The sequence below is a fragment of the Mesorhizobium sp. BAC0120 genome (assembly GCF_033542235.1).
GTDB lineage: Bacteria > Pseudomonadota > Alphaproteobacteria > Rhizobiales > Rhizobiaceae > JAWRCU01.
This window is the reverse complement of record NZ_JAWRCU010000001.1, coordinates 289,069-306,603: the sequence shown is the minus strand read 5'-3', so window position 1 is coordinate 306,603 and position 17,535 is coordinate 289,069. Positions and strand designations below refer to the sequence as shown.

The 17,535-nt window shown below is 61.5% G+C and carries 14 protein-coding genes; 8 read left to right on the top strand and 6 right to left on the bottom strand.

Going from position 1 to position 17,535, the window contains the following annotated elements:
* Window positions 1-4: 4 nt before the first annotated feature.
* The 3 genes from SAZ10_RS01390 to SAZ10_RS01380 all read right to left on the bottom strand — a co-directional run bounded on the left by SAZ10_RS01390 (window position 5) and on the right by SAZ10_RS01380 (window position 2,404).
* Window positions 5-892, bottom strand: coding sequence for an ROK family protein (locus tag SAZ10_RS01390; protein ID WP_318607367.1), 888 nt, complete (start codon window positions 890-892; stop codon window positions 5-7).
* Window positions 889-1,515, bottom strand: a complete 627-nt coding sequence (locus SAZ10_RS01385; protein ID WP_318607366.1) for a putative N-acetylmannosamine-6-phosphate 2-epimerase — start codon at window positions 1,513-1,515, stop codon at window positions 889-891. The genes SAZ10_RS01390 and SAZ10_RS01385 overlap by 4 nt, the downstream gene beginning before the upstream one ends.
* Before the next feature lie 139 nt (window positions 1,516-1,654).
* Window positions 1,655-2,404, bottom strand: a complete 750-nt coding sequence (locus tag SAZ10_RS01380; protein WP_318607365.1) for a GntR family transcriptional regulator — start codon at window positions 2,402-2,404, stop codon at window positions 1,655-1,657.
* A gap of 494 nt (window positions 2,405-2,898) precedes the next feature.
* On the opposite strand from SAZ10_RS01380, the gene SAZ10_RS01375 reads away from it, so the two are divergent.
* The 7 genes from SAZ10_RS01375 to SAZ10_RS01345 all read left to right on the top strand — a co-directional run bounded on the left by SAZ10_RS01375 (window position 2,899) and on the right by SAZ10_RS01345 (window position 11,883).
* The gene (locus tag SAZ10_RS01375) at window positions 2,899-5,385 is read left to right on the top strand and encodes an arylsulfatase (protein WP_318607364.1); all 2,487 of its coding nucleotides are present in this window, start codon (window positions 2,899-2,901) and stop codon (window positions 5,383-5,385) included.
* A 63-nt stretch (window positions 5,386-5,448) separates the two neighbouring features.
* Window positions 5,449-5,892 carry a hypothetical protein gene (locus SAZ10_RS01370; RefSeq protein ID WP_318607363.1) on the top strand — a complete coding sequence of 148 codons (444 nt, stop codon included), beginning with the start codon at window positions 5,449-5,451 and terminating at the stop codon, window positions 5,890-5,892.
* 289 nt (window positions 5,893-6,181) lie between these two features.
* Window positions 6,182-7,243 carry an ATP-NAD kinase family protein gene (locus tag SAZ10_RS01365; RefSeq protein ID WP_318607362.1) on the top strand — a complete coding sequence of 354 codons (1,062 nt, stop codon included), beginning with the start codon at window positions 6,182-6,184 and terminating at the stop codon, window positions 7,241-7,243.
* On the top strand, window positions 7,240-8,223 hold the full coding sequence (locus SAZ10_RS01360; RefSeq protein WP_318607361.1) for a thiamine pyrophosphate-dependent dehydrogenase E1 component subunit alpha: 984 nt from the start codon (window positions 7,240-7,242) through the stop codon (window positions 8,221-8,223). Before SAZ10_RS01365 ends, SAZ10_RS01360 begins: the two co-directional genes overlap by 4 nt.
* Before the next feature lie 33 nt (window positions 8,224-8,256).
* Complete coding sequence (locus tag SAZ10_RS01355) at window positions 8,257-9,282, top strand: alpha-ketoacid dehydrogenase subunit beta (protein WP_318607360.1); 1,026 nt, start codon at window positions 8,257-8,259, stop codon at window positions 9,280-9,282.
* Between the two features lie 7 nt (window positions 9,283-9,289).
* Window positions 9,290-10,399, top strand: coding sequence for an acetoin dehydrogenase dihydrolipoyllysine-residue acetyltransferase subunit (locus SAZ10_RS01350; protein ID WP_318607359.1), 1,110 nt, complete (start codon window positions 9,290-9,292; stop codon window positions 10,397-10,399).
* Window positions 10,400-10,686: 287 nt separating this feature from the next.
* Entirely contained in the window at window positions 10,687-11,883 is a 1,197-nt protein-coding gene (locus tag SAZ10_RS01345) for a succinylglutamate desuccinylase/aspartoacylase family protein (RefSeq protein ID WP_318607358.1), read from the top strand.
* A 76-nt stretch (window positions 11,884-11,959) separates the two neighbouring features.
* Here the strand turns inward: SAZ10_RS01345 and SAZ10_RS01340 are convergent, their stop codons facing one another.
* The 3 genes from SAZ10_RS01340 to SAZ10_RS33545 all read right to left on the bottom strand — a co-directional run bounded on the left by SAZ10_RS01340 (window position 11,960) and on the right by SAZ10_RS33545 (window position 16,229).
* Window positions 11,960-13,864 (bottom strand): ABC transporter ATP-binding protein, encoded by a 1,905-nt coding sequence (locus SAZ10_RS01340; RefSeq protein ID WP_318607357.1) that lies wholly within the window; start codon window positions 13,862-13,864, stop codon window positions 11,960-11,962.
* On the bottom strand, window positions 13,864-15,726 hold the full coding sequence (locus tag SAZ10_RS01335; protein WP_318607356.1) for an ABC transporter ATP-binding protein: 1,863 nt from the start codon (window positions 15,724-15,726) through the stop codon (window positions 13,864-13,866). The genes SAZ10_RS01340 and SAZ10_RS01335 overlap by 1 nt, the downstream gene beginning before the upstream one ends.
* Before the next feature lie 182 nt (window positions 15,727-15,908).
* A complete protein-coding gene (locus tag SAZ10_RS33545; RefSeq protein ID WP_412535136.1) occupies window positions 15,909-16,229 on the bottom strand; it encodes a DUF2188 domain-containing protein in 321 nt (106 codons plus the stop codon).
* 157 nt (window positions 16,230-16,386) lie between these two features.
* Here SAZ10_RS33545 and SAZ10_RS01330 point away from each other — a divergent pair, with 157 nt between their 5' ends.
* On the top strand, window positions 16,387-17,373 hold the full coding sequence (locus tag SAZ10_RS01330) for a catalase family peroxidase (protein ID WP_318607355.1): 987 nt from the start codon (window positions 16,387-16,389) through the stop codon (window positions 17,371-17,373).
* The last annotated feature ends 162 nt before the right edge of the window (window positions 17,374-17,535 follow it).

Here is a 17,535-nt window from a genome sequence, read left to right as displayed (position 1 = left end):
GTTCTCATATCATTTCCCCTTTATTCTCTGGTTGGTTGTTGGCGAGATCGGCAATGCCTACGACGCCGGCCTTGTCGCCCAAACGGGCGGCAACGAGTCTCGGCCGGAGCCTCGCAGGCATATCCTCCAGGCAGGCCTCGATCCGCTCCAGGAAACCAGGAGCAAGCCCGATCCCGCCGCCGATCACGATGCGGGACGGATCCAGTGCCAGCTGCACGTTCCGGCAAAGGATGGCGGTCCGTCGCGCGGATGTCGCGATGATCTCTTCAGCCCAGCTCGCGCCGCCGCGTGCCGTTTCGAATATATAGCGGGCCGTGACTGCTTTCTCGTGGGCCGCAGCCATGCCGGCCATCCAATGGCCGGAAATGTGATCTTCCAACGCGCTGTCGACAGCGCCCGAGCCTTCGAAATCCTGCAGACGGAAGAGGCCGAAATGACCGGCAATACCGGTCAGCAGGCGTCCGCCCGCAATGATGCCGCCGCCGATACCAGTCGAGATTGTCAGGAACACCATGTCCTCCCCCGCTCCGGCGCCGAAGCGATACTCTCCCCAGGCCGCAGCCTGCGCATCGTTGGCGGCAAAAGCCGGACAGGCGAAAAGGGCAGAAACGGTGGCTGTGAGCGGAAATCGATCCGGCAGGTCGAGTGTCTTTTTGTTCAGCGCTGACCAGCAGCCATCATCGATGATGCCCGTCACGGCTACGCCAGCCCGGCTGTAGCGGCCATTCCAGTGGGCCGTGTGTCCGGAAAGCGTGTCCAGCCAGCCGCTTGGATTCCCATCGCGCGGCGTTGCCATTTCGAAGCTGTCAACGACTGCACTTGCTTCGACCAGCGCGGCGAGGATTTTCGTGCCGCCGATGTCGAGCGCCAGTGTCGTGCCGGGCGCACTCATGGCGCGGCCGACTCCGTCACGGCATATTGCCGGTCCATTTCCGTGCGGAACCAGGAGGTAATGTGCTCCGGCCGGGTAATGGCAGAGCCGACCACCACTGCGTGCGCGCCCGCCGCCAGTGCCTCCCTGGCATCCCCGGGGAGGCGGATGCAACCTTCGGCGATCACGTTCGGGGTGAGGAGACGCATGCTGCGAACCAGGGCCAGATCCGGCTCGGTGGGCTCCGGTCCTTCGGTGTAGCCAGCAAGCGTAGAGCCGACGATATCGGCTCCCTCGGCAAGAGCCTCGCGCGCGTCGTCGATCGTCGCACAGTCCGCCATCGTTATTTTGCCGTGAGAATGAATACGGGCTATGAGATCGGCGGTCGCGACAGGCCTTTTGCGAAGCGTAGCATCGTAGGCAATAATGTCCGCACCAGCTTCCGCCAAGGCGTTCACGTCGTCAATCCAAGGCGTGATGCGGACGGGAGAATCCGCAAGATCGCGCTTGACGAGCCCGATGATCGGCGCGGCCGTCGCGCTCCGCACAGCGCGCACATATTCGGCCGACTCGATGCGCAGGCCTTGGGCCCCGCCGGCAAGAGCCGCAAGCGCGAAGGCGACAACAATCGACGCCTCATCCATCGGCCCGCCTTTTACGGGCTGGCAGGACACGATCAATCCATTCCTGAGTTTCCGGAAATCAAACTCCACGCGGTTACCCCTGCTGTCCAGCGCCATCTTAGGCAGAAACAAAGAGCTAGCAACCAGTTTGTAACTGGTATTATCGATGGAGCTCGATCACGAAGTCGTAGACGTCGCCGCGGTAGCGTGTCTCGGTGAACTCGACGATCTGCCCGTCGGCGAGGAAGCAGCGGCGTTCCATCACCAGCAGGCTGATGTGCGAGGGAGCATTGAGAAGTTCTGCTTCTTCTTCGCTGATCGGGCTCGATTGCATCCGCTGGATGGCTCGAACCGGCATGGCGCCACGCGCGTCGAGCGCTTCATAGAGGGAATCTCCGACCTCTTCCGGATGAGGCAGGAAGCGGGCGGGCACGGCCGCTGTTTCGATGGCGATTGGCGTGCCGTCGGCGGTGCGGATGCGTTTCAGGCGAGCGACCCCGTCGGCGCGGGACAGCCCGAGCGCCATCATTTCTGCCGGCGAGGGGCGGGAAATTTGTTTTGAAATCCAGACGCATCCAGGTTGAAGACCGCGCCAGCGCATGTCCTCGGAGAAGCTTGTCATGGTGGCCAGCGACTTCTCTAGCCGCGACGAGACCACCGTCTTGGCGCCGTGACGTCGCTGCAGAAGGCCCTCCGCAACCAGATCGTCTAGGGCCTTGCGCACGGTGACCCGCGAGACATCAAGTTCCTTGCACAGCACTCGTTCGCTGGGGATCACTGCACCGCGCTTCAGCAGTGCCGATGCGATTGCCTCTCCGAGTGCCGCTTTGATGCGCCGATAGAGCGGCTCCGCGCTGTTCTCATCCGCCACGTGCCGGCGCATAAAATCCAAAACCGTCGCGTCATCCATCGGTATCTTCGGTCTCGTGGCCGCCTGTCGATTTATTCACAAAATTTCGAAGAGGTTTCAAGCTGGTATTACAATTCTCCTTTTGCTTGACCCCCTTGCCTCATAGACCCTCCCAACCGAGACACTTCGACTTGATCGCGCTATTCCGCGACCTTCGCAGGCCCGTCCCGAAAATCCCATACTAAATCAGTTGCATCAGTTGCGGGCAGTTGATCCGAACGACCAACGACGCGGCGCGCGAGACCTTGAGAGAGGCCGGTCGGCCGCGCTCGGTCCGGCGGGGCCGATGCTGCCGACCGTTACCGGGTTGAAGCACATTGGTTGCTGCTGAAAGGGGCAGGCGTGCTTTGAGGCAATCACGTACTTCAAGTGTTTTTTCTTAAGATCGCTTCCCCAAAGGACAATAGGCGGCACTTCGACATCGGCTCATGCTGGATCGCATTCGGGGACGTGACTGAGGTGCAATCCTAACGCAGGAAGCAAAGGAGAGCGCTATGAATTCACGTAGGCTGCTTTTCTCATATCTGATTGCGTCCGGGCTTTGCACCGTCACAGTCCACGCGCAGACAATCACCGGTACGCCGGGCTCGCCAAGCGCCACAACGACGATCGATGGAAGATATCTTCCGCCGCCACCACCGAAGTTCGGTGGCGACATCAACCTCGAGGCCAGCCAGTCGAAACCGTATTGGCCACCCCAGGTGGTGCCGCCCAAGGGTGCGCCCAACGTGCTCCTGATCATGACAGACGATCAGGGCTATGGAGTGTCGGGTACCTTCGGCGGCGTCATCCCAACTCCTGCAATGGATCGCATCGCGAACGCCGGACTGCGCTACACGCAGTTCCACTCGACTGCTCTCTGCTCGCCGACACGGGCAGCGCTGATCACTGGCCGCAACCATCACTCGGTGGGCTTCGGCGTGATCACCGAAATGTCCACCGGATACCCTGGGTACGACTCCGTCATCGGGCCGGAGAGTGCCACCATCGGCACGATCCTGAGGGAGAACGGCTACGCGACGGCGTGGATCGGCAAGGACCATAACACTCCCAGCTATCAAATGAGTTTGGCCGGGCCATTCGATCAATGGCCGAACGGCATGGGGTTCGATCACTTCTATGGCTTCCTAGGTGGCGAGACTGACCAGTGGACGCCGTTTCTCTTCCGCGACCAGACACAGGTCTTTCCGTGGGTCGGACACCCCGGCTACAACCTCACCACCGACATGGCGGACGATGCGATCAACTACATGAGGGGGTTGAATAACGCCGCGCCAGACAAGCCGTTTTTCATCTACTATGTGCCCGGCGGCTCGCACGCGCCGCACCAGCCCACGCCAGAGTGGATCAAGAAGATCGGCGACATGCACTTGTTCGATCAGGGCTGGGAAAAGCTGCGCGAGACAATCTTCGCCAACCAGAAACGGCTCGGGGTAATTCCGGCGAACACCCAGCTCACGCCGTGGCCGGACGGCCAGCCCGAATACGGCGGAGCGAAGCTGCAGAAATGGGACACGCTCAGTGCCGATGAAAAGAAGCTTTTCATTCGTCAGGCGGACGTTTTTGCAGCCTACACGGCCTATACCGACCACGAAATCGGCAGGGTCATTCAGGAAGTCGAAGACGAGGGCAAGCTCGACAACACACTCATCATCTATATCAGCGGCGACAACGGCACCAGCGCTGAAGGTTCGATCCTCGGCACTCCGAACGAGATAGCGGCGATCGAAGGTGTCAACATTCCAGTCGCGGAGCAGTTGAAGTTCTACGACGTTTGGGGTTCGGACCAGACCACGCCGCACTTTGCGGTCGGCTGGGCGTGGGCCTTTGATACACCATTCAAATGGACCAAGCAGGTCGCGTCGCACTTCGGCGGTACCCGTCAAGGCATGGCCATTTCATGGCCCGGCCACATCAACGACGTCGGCGGCATCCGCAGGCAGTTTCATCACATGATCGACATCGTACCGACGATCCTCGAAGCCACCGGCATTCAGGCGCCGGTGATGGTCAACGGCGTTGCTCAGAAGCCGATCGAAGGCGTCAGCATGGCCTATACCTTCGACAAGGCCAACGCGAATGCCCCATCGACCCGCACCACGCAATATTTCGAGATGGTCGGCAACCGCGCGATTTACCAAGACGGTTGGCTTGCAGCCACCACGCCGCCCTCGCCACCGTGGGATCTGGGCTTCGGCAAGTTTCCCGATGTCGCCAACGGTTACAACTGGGAGCTTTACAATCTCGCCGAGGATTACTCGGAGAGCAACGACCTCGCCGCCAAGATGCCGGACAAGCTTCGCGACATGAAGGAACTCTTTATGGTCGAGGCTGCTAAATACAGCGTGTTCCCGTTGGATAACAGCTTCACCGCTCGCGCAGCTACGCCGCGACCGAGCGCGACAGCGGGTCGGACTGTATTCACCTACTCGGGTGAGTCATCTGGTCTTCCTTACAGCAGCGCCCCCGACATTGCCGGCAAGTCTTTCTCCATCACCGCTGAGGTCGAAATTCCGCAGGGAGGTGCAGAAGGCATGATCAACACGCTCGGCGGGCGCGGCGGTGGCCATGCTCTCTACTTGCTCAAGGGCAAACCAGTCTTCGTGTACAACTTTTTTGACGTGGAACGCTTCCGATGGGAAGCCCCAGAGGCGCTTACGCCGGGCAAGCATACGGTCGTGTTTGATTTCAAGTACGACGGTCCCGGTTTCGGCAAAGGCGGTACAGGCGTCCTGTCGGTGGATGGCAAGGAAGTCGCCAGTAGGACGATCCCGCATACCATTCCATTCGTCGAGACGATCTACGAGACCTTCGATGTCGGTGTGGACACCCGCACCGGCGTGGACGACAACGACTACCAGCCGCCATTCCGCTTCACCGGCAAGATCGACAAGCTAACGGTCAAGCTGGTCCCGTTGAAAGCTGCGGAAGAAATGGTCCTCCATCAAAAGGCCCAAGAAACGATAAACAAGGCACAGTAAGTCGCCGCCTTTGTAGCCAGCAAACTTGCCGATCTGTTCCCCAAGACGACTTACATCGACGGCGTGGATCAAGCCTCGTTCCTTGTGGCGGACGATGGCCTTTCGGCTCGCCGCAGCCGTCCATACGCTTTGAACCAATACTTCGCTGCCATTCGCGTGGATGAATTCAAATATGTCTGGACCGCAGAACTTGAAAACGCGGTGGTCCAAAGAGGCGATTGGGGCGGGTTCAGTGGCTCGGTATTCACGGACAGTGGCGGTGCCATAGCTTTCAATCTCTACACCGATCCCAAAGAAGATGTGAGCATCGGCGTTCGTCACATTCCGATGGCCGTCCCGGTGCTCGGCGCGGCGGCCTTCTACATGAAGGAGCTGATCAAGTATCCACCGCAGTTTAAGGTCGGCTTCCTCTCGAACAATCCACCCGTCGATGATCTGCTCCCCAAGATGCAGGACCTGCTCAGACAGAACATGGAGAAAAATGGAGCAGGAAGGCCGACGCCGTAAAGCATCAGGAAGTGGTGACGGCCAGGGGCACCACTTCCCTCTATCCCGTACCATTCCCGCCAACAGCCTGACGCGAGTCGGACTCTCCGGTATCTCGTCATCGGCTCTGCCTTCGGCTGCTGGCAGGTCCTTTCAATCCGGCTGCGACACCTGATGCACGCAATCGGCCAAGGTGCTATGATGATATTGGTCGTTGGACCGAAGGCTTTGAAAGAATAAACAAAAACGCCAAGAAAAGACTTGGCGCGACCCTTGCTCGACTGTCTGCAAGCAATTGCGGGAGTACAAAGTGGCAGGACCGGTCGTCGGCGTTATCGCAAATCCGGTATCTGCGCGAGATATCCGGCGTGTCATTGCACATGCCGGATCCCTGCAGGTCACCGATCGCGCCAATATCGTGCTTCGTGTTCTGGCTGGCCTTGCAGCGGCTGGGGTCGGCACTGTTGTCATGATGCCGGAGAATGCGGGCATCAGGAGACACGTCACACGCGCGATGGTGCGCGCGGCCAATGTCGGCGAGGCGCGGTTCCCAGACCTCGAGTTCCTCGAGATGAAGGTCACGGGAGAGGCCGCCGACAGCGCGACAGCAGCGCGTATGATGAGACGGATGGGTGTTGCGGCAATCGTCGTTCTCGGCGGAGACGGAACCCACCGGGTGGTCGTATCCGAATGCGGCAACACCCCGATCGCGGGTGTGTCGACGGGCACCAACAACGCTTTTCCGGAAACCCGCGAACCGACGATCACCGGGCTCGCTGTGGGCCTCGCGGTCAGCGGACTAGTGCCTGCGGCCGCCGCCTTCGTCGACAACAAGCAGTTGGAAGTCAGCATCAACGAGCGACGCGAGATCGCCCTGGTCGATGTGACGATCGTGCGCGAGCGCTATGTCGGTTCCCGTGCGATCTGGAAGGCGGACGGGTTTCGCGAATTGTTCGTGACGTTCGGCGAGCCGGGCGGCATCGGAATGTCGTCGGTTGTCGGCCTGCTTGCTCCGGTCAAACGCTGCTCGCCATTCGGTCGCAGAGTGATCTTCGACCGTCCCGAGACCGCTCCGTTCCGCCTTCAGGCGCCGATCGCGCCGGGTCTCGTAGAGCCGGTGGGCATCGAGCGGATCGAGACGATCGGCGTCGACACAGCGACGCGGCTCACTGTGCCGGCGGGCGCCATCTGCCTCGATGGTGAGCGCGAGGTCACCTTCTCGGAGAAGGACGATGTCTGCGTGACGCTGCGCGACGCAGCCTTCCGGACGATCGACGTGTCGGCCTGCATGGCGCAGGCCGCATCGAATGGCTGGTTCGTGGAACCGGCCGGGAAACTGCCAATCATCAGTCAGCAGGGAGGACATTCATGAGCAACAATCCGTTTCCGTTGAGCAAGGAGAAGCTCTCTCAGGCTTATCGCACGATGCGAACGATCCGCGAGTTCGAGGAGAGGCTGCATGTCGACTTCGCCCGCGGCGACATACCGGGCTTCGTGCATCTCTACGCGGGGGAGGAGGCCTCTGCCGTCGGCATCATGATGCACCTCAACGACAACGATCGCATCGCCTCGACGCACCGTGGCCACGGCCATTGCATCGCCAAGGGCGTCGATGTGAAGGAGATGATGGCCGAGATATACGGCAAGACAACGGGAGCCTGCCGCGGCAAAGGCGGCTCGATGCATATCGCCGACCTTTCAAAGGGCATGATGGGCGCCAACGGCATTCTTGGCGCCGGCGCGCCGCTGATCTGCGGTGCGGCACTTGCCGCCCAGAAGCTCGGCCATGGCGGGGTCGGCATTTCGTTCGTCGGCGACGGCGCGTCCAACCAGGGGACGTTTCTCGAAAGCCTGAACCTGGCCGCAGTGTGGAACCTGCCCGCGATCTTCGTGGTGGAGAACAACGGCTATGCTGAATCGACCTCCGTCGACTGGGCCGTGGCCTCTGACTCCTATGTCGATCGCGCGACCGGTTTTGGTCTTCCCGGCATCACCGTCGACGGAACGGACTTCTTTGCCGTCTACGAAGCAGCGGGCGAGCTCATCAGGCGGGCGCGTGAGGGCGGCGGTCCGTCACTGCTCGAATGCAAGATGGTGCGCTTCCACGGCCACTTCGAAGGTGATGCGCAGACCTACCGAGCGAAGGGCGAGCTGGAGGACATCCGTGCCAACAAGGACTGCATCAAATTCTTCCAGGCGAGGGTTCGGGAGGCTGGCGTCCTGTCGGCTAACGAGTTCGAGAAAATCGACGATGAGGTCGCGCGCTTGATCGATGAGGCCGTAGCCGAGGCGAAGGCCGCCGCGCTGCCCTCTGCCAGAGATCTGCTGACGGATGTGTACGTCGCTTACTGACATTTCCCAACGATATCCCGAAGGGAGGAGAACATGGCTCGCAAACTCAGCATCAAGGACGCGATCAACGAAGCTATCGACCAGGAGATGCGCCGCGACCCGACCGTCATCGTGATGGGCGAGGATATCGTCGGAGGAACCGGTTCGCCGGGGGAAGCTGACGCCTGGGGCGGGGTGCTCGGTGTCACCAAGGGCCTCTACGCCAAGTATGGCGACCGGCTCATGGACACGCCGCTCTCGGAAAGCGCTTATGTGGGAGCCGCAATCGGCGCTGCTGCCTGTGGACTGAGGCCGATCGCCGAGCTGATGTTCGTCGATTTCATGGGCGTCTGCCTCGATCAGATCTACAACCAGGCGGCCAAGTTTCGGTACATGTTCGGCGGCAAGGCCGAGACGCCGGTCGTTATTCGGGCGATGTGCGGCGCGGGCTTCCGGGCCGCGGCGCAGCACAGCCAGATGCTGACGCCGATCTTCACGCACATCCCGGGCCTGAAGGTCGTCTGCCCCTCCAATGCCTATGACGCCAAGGGCCTCCTGATCCAGTCGATCCGCGACAATGACCCGGTCATTTTCCTGGAGCACAAGAATCTTTACGGACACGAAAGCGAGGTACCGGAGGAGTTGTACGCGATCCCGTTCGGCGAGGCGAATGTGGTGCGTGAAGGCAAGGATGCCACGATCGTCACCTACGGCCAGACGGTCCACCGTTCGGTCGATGCGGCGAAGGCGCTCGCAGGGGAAGGCATCGAATGCGAAGTCATCGACCTTCGCACGCTTTCGCCGATCGACATGGACACGGTGATCGAGAGCGTCGAGAACACCGGAAGGCTGATCTGCGTCGACGAGGCCAATCCACGCTGCTCCATTGCGGCGGACATCTCCGCTACGGTCGCGCAGGAGGCCTTCGACGCCCTTAAGGCTCCCATTCGTATGGTCACCGCTCCCCATACACCGGTACCCTTTTCTCCAGTTCTGGAAGACATCTACGTGCCGACGGCCGAAGCGATTGCCGCAGCCGTCCGCAAGACCATCGACGGCGGAACGCGAAAGGCGGCGTGAGGTGACCATGAAACCGAACATTACGCCGCTCGTCATGCCGAAGTGGGGGCTTTCGATGCAGGAGGGCACCTTGTCGGCATGGCACGTCGAGGAAGGCCAGACGATCAGGCCAGGCCAGGAGATCATGGACGTCGAGACAGACAAGATCGCCAATGCCGTCGAAGCGGCCGATGGCGGCCTGCTGCGCCGACGGATCGGGGAGGTGGGGCAGGTCTACCCGGTAAAGGCGCTGCTTGGCGTGCTTGCGCCAAGCGAGGTGAGCGACGCCGACATCGATGCCTATGTCGCGGCATTCCATGTTCCGGCGGCCGACGAGGACGAGGAGGACCAGGGGCCAGCCTACCGGTTCGCCGACACACAGAGCGGCCGGCTGCGTTATGCCGAGCGGGCGGGAGAGGGCGACCCGATTGTCTTCATCCACGGCTTCGGCGGCGACCTCAACAACTGGCTCTTCAACCTGGATGCCGTCGGTGCGGGGAGGCCGGTCTTCGCGCTCGACCTTCCCGGTCACGGAGGCTCGACCAAGACGATCCCGAACCCGGGACTGGCCGCGCTTGCCGACGCCGTAGAGCAATTCCTGGAGGCGATGGGGCTGGCGAACGTTCATCTCGTCGGCCACTCGATGGGCGGTGCGGTTGCGTGTGCCGTCGCATTGCGCGACCAAGGTCTTGTGAAGTCGCTGACGCTGGTCAGCCCGGCTGGGTTCGGCTCTGAAATCAACACCAGCTATATCGACGGCTTCGTTGCCGCCGAATCCCGCCGTGACCTCAAGCCGGTCCTCAAGGATCTGTTCGCAGATGAAAACCTGGTCAGCCGACAGATGGTCGACGATCTCTTGAAGTTCAAACGACTGGACGGCGTGGCTGAGGCGCTGCGCGGTCTGGCGACAGCCATGTACAGGGATGGCCGGCAGGTGACGCTGCTTGTCGACGAACTTGCGGCCCTGAAGATCCCTATCCTGGTCATCTGGGGCGCCAAGGACGCCGTCATTCCCGTCGCGCAGGCGCAAGCGCTGCAGAACGCGCGGGTGGAGGTCCTCGCCGATGCCGGTCATATGGCGCAGATGGAGGCGGCGAGCCGGGTCAACGAACTGATCCGTTCGCAGACCGCCCGATGAGGCCCGCCAACGGTTCCGCGCTGGCGAGCGTGTTCTGCGATTTGGCGACTGAATAAGACAGCCGGAGCTCAGAACGCTCGGACGGAACCCACGTCGCTTGGCCTGCAGGGCGGAGGTTTCCAGCATTGCCGGATCTGTCACGATGGTGCTGATCAGCCCTGCGCCCAGGCGGGGCTGCAGCGGACATTGTTCGCTGTCGTTACAGTTACATAACTCCCGGCTGCCGCGCGCGCGTGAGACTGATCATGTTCGATCAAACGAAGTTTTCCAAACAAGGATTTCTGGTCATGCCGGATAGACACAAGGAAGGCCTCGACCGTCGAGACTTCATGCTCGCATCCATAGCCACGGTCGGCATGTCGGCCTCTCTCGCCGTCAATGCCACTACCGCAAATGCGCAGGACAAGGCTGTGCCCGCCGCCGGCCCGGCCTCACAAGGAACAGTCTATGTCGGCGATGTGATCGACGGGAAGAAAGTCGTCAGCGCGCTCGACGTCAACGACCTGGCGCCCGGGCAGAAGCACTTCCTGTATTTCCAGGGGGTCGAGATGCCCACCGGACAGCATTGGTATGTGTCCGTCACGGTCGCCAAGGGAGCAAAGCCGGGCAAGCGCGGCGTCCTGGTCAGCGGGGTGCATGGCGACGAAATGAGTTCCATACATACGATCCAGACGGTGGTGGACCAGCTGGATCCGGCGCAGATGTCGGGCACGGTGATGGCAGTAACGGACATATCCCGCCCGGCCCTGGAGGGCATGCAACGCAGATGGCCCAATCAGGGCAGAGGCATCGACCTGATCGATATGAACCGGGAGTGGCCCGGCAACGAGAACGGCGCCAGCGCGCCCAGCCGGCACGCCGGGCTCCTGTTCAACCGGCTGCTGCGGCCAAATGCCGACTTCGCGATCGACTTCCACACCGGAACAACCGGCTTCGAAGTCACCGCATTCAATATTGGGGGCATGGATGTGCCTGAGGTGAAGGCGATGGTGGAGCTCTATCCCGTCGGCCAGATCTTCGACAACCATGTCTATCCCGGTGTCCTGCACAATGCGTTCATGGACGTGGGCATCCCGTCCTTTACGCCGGAGATCGGTGCCGCGCGCGTGCTGGACCTCGAGATGATCTCCCTGTTCGTGGAAGGTACGATGAATGTCCTCAAGCATCACGGCATCGTCGCCGGACCGATGGGCCGTACAGGCAAGGACGTGACTGTCTTCGTTGGCGACAGTGCATTTCCGATCCTGGCCACCGCTGGCGGGATCGTGGAACATCTGCTCAAGCTCAACGACAAGGTCGAACCCGGACAGAAGGTGGCCATCCAGCGCAACAGCTTCGGCGAAGTGGTTGCGGAGTATAGCAGCGGCGTGGCCGGAGAGATTACGGGCCAGCGCAGCGATGCGATGGCCGAGCCCGGCAACCCTTTGGTTTTTATCCTATTCAACAAAGGGAAGCCGGAGAGCGCCGAGACCTATCCAGAGTAGCTCGTCCGCGCGAGCGATCTTCCACAAAGAGACTTCCTCGCCTACGCGTAGTTAGAGGATACGTCGCGCAAGGACCTCACGTCGCTTGCCCTGCCGGGACCGTTGCCTCCAGCATCTCATCGGGGATGTCGTCGAACGAGGCGTAGTTCATGTTGTAGAGGCGCGCGTAGAGTCCCTTCTTCCTCATCAACTGCTCGTGGTTGCCGCTCTCGATGATCTCGCCGTTCTGCAGCACGATGATGCGGTCGGCGCCGCGCACGGTTGCCAGGCGGTGGGCGATGACCAGGCCGGTACGGCCTTCGAGCAGCGTCGCCAGCGCTTTCTGGATCAGCATCTCGGTGTAGGAATCGATGCTGGCCGTGGCCTCGTCGAGCACAAGGATCTTTGCGTCGGCGACCAGCGCGCGGGCGAAGCTGATCAGCTGACGCTGGCCGAGCGAAAGATTGCCGCCGCGCTGCTCGAGCATGGTGTCGTAGCCGTCCGGCAATTGCTCGATGAAGTCGTGTGCACCGACAGCGCGTGCCGCCCTGATCACATCTTCGCGCGTCGCGTCGATCTTGTTGTAGCGAATGTTCTCCAGCACGGTGCTTGAGAACAGGAAGGGTTCTTGCAGCACCATCGCTATCTGCTCGCCGAGCGAGTCCTGCGTCAGGTCGCGGACATCGTGCCCGCCGACCAGCACCTGACCCGACCAGACATCGTAGAACCGGTGCACCAGCGCCATGGAGCTCGATTTGCCCGATCCGGTCGGGCCGACCAGCGCCACGGTCTCACCCGGATTGACCCGGAAGCTGACATTCTTCAGCACGGGCAGGTTCGGCCGGTACCCGAAAGTGACGTGCCGGAACTCGACCGATCCATCATTGTCGCGCGAGAGGGTGATTGCGCCGGGCTTGTCGTTGATGTCGAGCGGCACGTCGAGCACCTCGGAGATGCGCTGGCCCGAGGCCATGGCGCGCTGCATCACGCTGTACTGCATGGTGAGCGAGCGGATCGGATCGAAGAAGCGCTGGATGTAGAACAGGAAGGCCACCATCACGCCGATGTCGAGACTGCTGTTCAGCACCATCGAGCCGCCGACCACGATGACGGTTGCCATGGCAATACCGGTCAGCGTGTCGACGATCGGCACCATGACCTGCGCATATTTCGCGGAGGTGAGGTGCGTCCTCAGATTGGTCAGCACCTTTTCGTCGTAAAGATCGAAATTCACGTGCTGGCGCTCGAGGCTCTGCACAGTTCGAACGCCATGGATGCCCTCGGCCAGCGCGCCATTGGCGATGGAGTTGGTCTCGTGCGCCGCCATGAAGGCGACCTTAGCGCGCGGCAACCAGAACAACCGCACGATGAACAATGCAGGCATGGTCGAAAGCGTCAGCAGGCCGAGCCGCAAATCCAGCCACAGCAGCACCGTGACGATGCCGAACAGGAGCGCGATGTCGCCGACCGACATGACCGATGTTTCCAGGAACTCTTGCATCGAGTTGACGTCGCCCTGAAGTCGCGACATCAGCCGGCCGACTTCGGTCTTGTCCATGAAGGCAAGCGAAACACGCTGCAGGTGACCGAACATGGCGCGGCGCAGGTCCGATAGAACGTCCTCGGCCACCTTGCCGACGACGCTTTCCTGCACGTAGCTCGCGGCATAATTGACCAGGATCGTCGCCGCGAAGACGCACACCGTCCAGCCGAGCACCGAGTGGTTAGGCTGGCCTGCCGCCATGCCATGGTCGATGGCATAGCGGATGATCAGCGGGATGGCGAGCTGGGTCAGCGTGAACACCAGCACGGCCGCGACCGAGACGAGAATTCTCGACCGGTACGGGTTCACGAAGCTCCAGATGCGGCGCACGATGCGCGGATCGTATGCCTTGCCGAAGATCTCCTCTTCATGGCGATGCGAGCCGACGACCGCCTTGATCGGCTGCGCGCCGGCGTCTGCCTTGTCATCGTCCTCATCGTCCTGGCTTTGGACCGACATCAGGCGGCTCCCGTTGCCGTGGCCCGCTCGTCGTCGGGGCGAAGCTGCAAGTCGTAAAGCGCGCGATAGCGCCCACCCATAGCCAGCAATTGAGCATGCGTGCCGCGCTCCACGATGCGACCGTTCTCGATGAACAGAATCTGGTCGGCATGCATCAGCGAACTCAGCCGGTGCGAGATGATCAGCGTGACGCGTTCCTTGGCGAAACGCTTCATCGCCGACCGGATGCGCTGCTCGGTACCGGCGTCTATGGCGGCGGTGGAATCGTCGAAGACCAGCACCGACGGATGCAGCACCAGCGTGCGGGCAATCGTCAGGCGTTGCCGCTGGCCGCCGGAAAGCGATCCGCCGCGCTCGCCGACGACGGTCCCGTAGCCGGTCGGAAGCCCGATGATATAGTTGTGCAATTGCGCGGATTCGGCGGCACGCTCGATACGCTGCTCACGCGCCCATGGATTGCCGTAGGCGATGTTGTTCTCGATCGAGGTCGTGAACAGGAAGGCGTCCTGCTGTACCACTCCCACGGCCTTGCGGAGCGATTGCAGCGTCACCGTGCGGATGTCCTGCCCATCGATGGTGATAGCACCCGAGCTCACGTCGTAGAAGCGCGGTATCAGGTGCGCGATGGTCGACTTGCCGCTGCCCGGCGGGCCGACGATGCCGATTGTCTCGCCGGGCCTGGCCTCGAACGAGATGCCGGACAGTGCCGGGCGCTCGCCGGAACCCTCGTAGCGGAAGCCGACATTGTCGAAGCGCAGCACGCCTTCGGTCACGACCAGCGGCTTGGCGTCAGGCGCGTCCTCGATATCGAGCTCGGTGTCGAGAAGCGCGAACAGACGGGTGCCGCAGGTCGAAGCGCGCGCGAATGAATTGACCATCAGGCCGAGCTGGCGCACCGGCATTTGCAAGATGGTCATGAAGGTAAGGAACTGCGCCAGCGTACCCACGCTGATCTCGCCGGCGATCACCTTCTCGCCGCCGAACCACAGCACCAGCCCCATTGCGGCAAAGAACGAAAAGTTCATCGCGCTGGTATTGCTGACGCGAATGTCGACGCGCTGCTTCGCGAGATCCAGCGCGCGCTCTTTGGCGCGGTCGAATTTCTTCATCTCGTGCCGCTGTGCCGCAAAGGCCCGCACGACACGGACGCCGCCGAGGTTCTCATCCATCAGCTGGCTCAGCACCGAGAGGCGCTCCTGCAACGTCAGCCATGTGCTTCTGAGCGACAGCTGGGTTACGGAGGACCGCCAGGCGACGAATGGAACGAAGCTGAGGCTCAACAAGCCGAGCATCAGATCGGTGCTGATCAGGAGATAGGCGCCGACGCCGATCAAGACGCTCAACAGGACTACGCGCACGATGCCGGTCGAAAAGAACATACGCACGCCGTCGAGATCGAGCAGGCCGAGCGTGATGAGGTCGCCCGTGTGGACTTTGTCGTGGAACGAGAAGCTCAGGCGCTGGATCTTCTCATAGAACGCTAGGCGCAGTTCGTAGCCGGTTTGATGACCGACTGCCTCGCTGTAGTAGTTCTGGAGCATGGTGAAAATGCCGCGCAGCACGCTGACCACCAGCAGCGTGAGGGCGGTGATCCATAGCGCGTGCTCGGTCGCGCCGCCCGGGCCTGCGGCAAGCACGCCTTCGGCCTGATCGACCGCTCGCCCGAGCAGGCGCGGGATGAACAGCTGCAGTGTCGCCGCTATGAATGTCGACACGATGGCGATTGCCACTTGCCAGGGGTGACGCAACGTCATCCTGGTAATTCGAAGCAACGTGCCGAGACCTTTGCCCCAGGACGCTTCCGCGACGTGGGCGAACGCCTTGCCGCGTTGCGGCGCGCTGCTGGTTGCATCCTTGTTCAAGGAGAAAATCCAGACAATTCCAGGGAACCAGCCCGAACGAGCAGATGAGACTCAGTTACAAGGGCTAGCTTGGCAGGATGTTACGCGCTGCCTGTTTGGCGATTCTAGGGCCAGTCGCGGCAGCGCATTGCGCCTGGCACATATATCGCCGAAACGGTCAAGAGATGTCGGCGCCGTTACGCTCAGCGGTCGATGCCGTGCTCATCCCCTGCTTCCGTCAGCCCGTAAGGGGTTTGGGACCTGTCGCCGGCGCGGTGCTCTGTCGGACCAGGTCCATCCGGGCTTCCGTAGGTTCGCGCAACACGGATGCTGCCATCGCGTCTGTGGAGGATGGCGCGTGTCAGTTCTCCACGCTCCTCCCAGTCTCGTCGCGCGGCGGCAATGGCTGCCTGCTCACAAGCCTTTTGATTTGGATGGTTGGAGATGGGTTCGCCTCCCTCGCGAACTACCCATCCTCTCCTCGTCAGAGTTGAGTGAAAGACGTGTCGTCGTGTCGTGGGCATAGCCGGCCTCTTATTTTTGTTACTGCTAATTAACGACAATTCTGATGTAACGACAAGTGCGCCAGGTTGTTCCGCGGTCCGCGCCAAGGAAAATCGAGCGCTAGAAGTGCGAATACGACTGTCGTAGGCTGGTGACGCAGCTAGGAGAGGGCCGTTCATGGGCAGTGTGAGACTACTTGGAGCGTGTGCCGTCGGCGCAATGGTCCTTGGCACCTTTGGCCTGAGCGACAGGAGCGTAGCGCAGGACGTGGATCCGGCCGAATTGGTCAAGGACATTCACGCCATCTTCGGCGAGCATCATGCCCGCGCCGTGCACGCCAAGGGCGTTGTGCTCGATGCGACCTTCGAGCCGACTGAGGAGGCGCGCCAGCTCAGCAAGGCGGCCGTGTTTGCAGGCAAGGTCAAAGCGACTATTCGCCTGTCGGATACGACGGGCATACCAGAGATTCCCGATGCCGATCCCAATGCCAGCCCGCATGGGCTCGCGATCAAGTTCACTCTGGGCGACGGCTCCGAAATGGATGTCGTTACGCACAGCTTCAACGGCTTTCCCGCCGCCACCGCCGCAGACTTCGACATGTTCCTCAAGGCTGTAGCAGCGAGCGGGCCCGGCGCGACAAAGCCTACGCCGATCGAAAAATATCTGGAGGCTCACCCCAACGCGGTGCCCTTCGTTACGAAGCAGAATCCACCACCCGAAAGCTTGGCCACGACCACCTATTTCGGAGTCAACGCGTTCGCATTCGTAGATGATTCAGGCAAAAGGAGCATCGTGCGCTATCGGTTCGTTCCGGAGGCGGGGGACAGGTACCTCGATGCGGCCGCGGCGGCTGCCAAGGGGCCGAACTATCTGATGGATGAAATAGCCGAGCGGGTCGCCAAAGGGCCGGTCGCGTTCGATTGGTTTGCGCAGATCGCCCAAGCGGGCGACAAGGCCGACGACCCGTCCACGCCATGGCCGGAGGATCGGCAACTCATAAAGCTGGGCAAGCTCGAGATCACCGCGAAGGCCGCCGACCAGGAAGGATTGAACAAAAGCCTGCTGTTTCTCCCCAACAACGTGCCCGATGGCATCGAGGTGGCCGACCCTATGATTGAAGTGCGCAGCGCGGCCTATCCGATTTCCTTCGGCGAGCGGCAATAACTGTCGCCGCCGCGTTGGCGGGTGTTCGGCTTGAGCGTTCAATGGATGCCCAGTTCTGCATGGCTGCTTGGCGCCAAGAGCTCCCATTGCGCGAGCAAATCCTCCGGCGTCGCGTTCTGGGGCGAGAGCGGACCGACAGCTACGACGGTCGGATATTCGCGG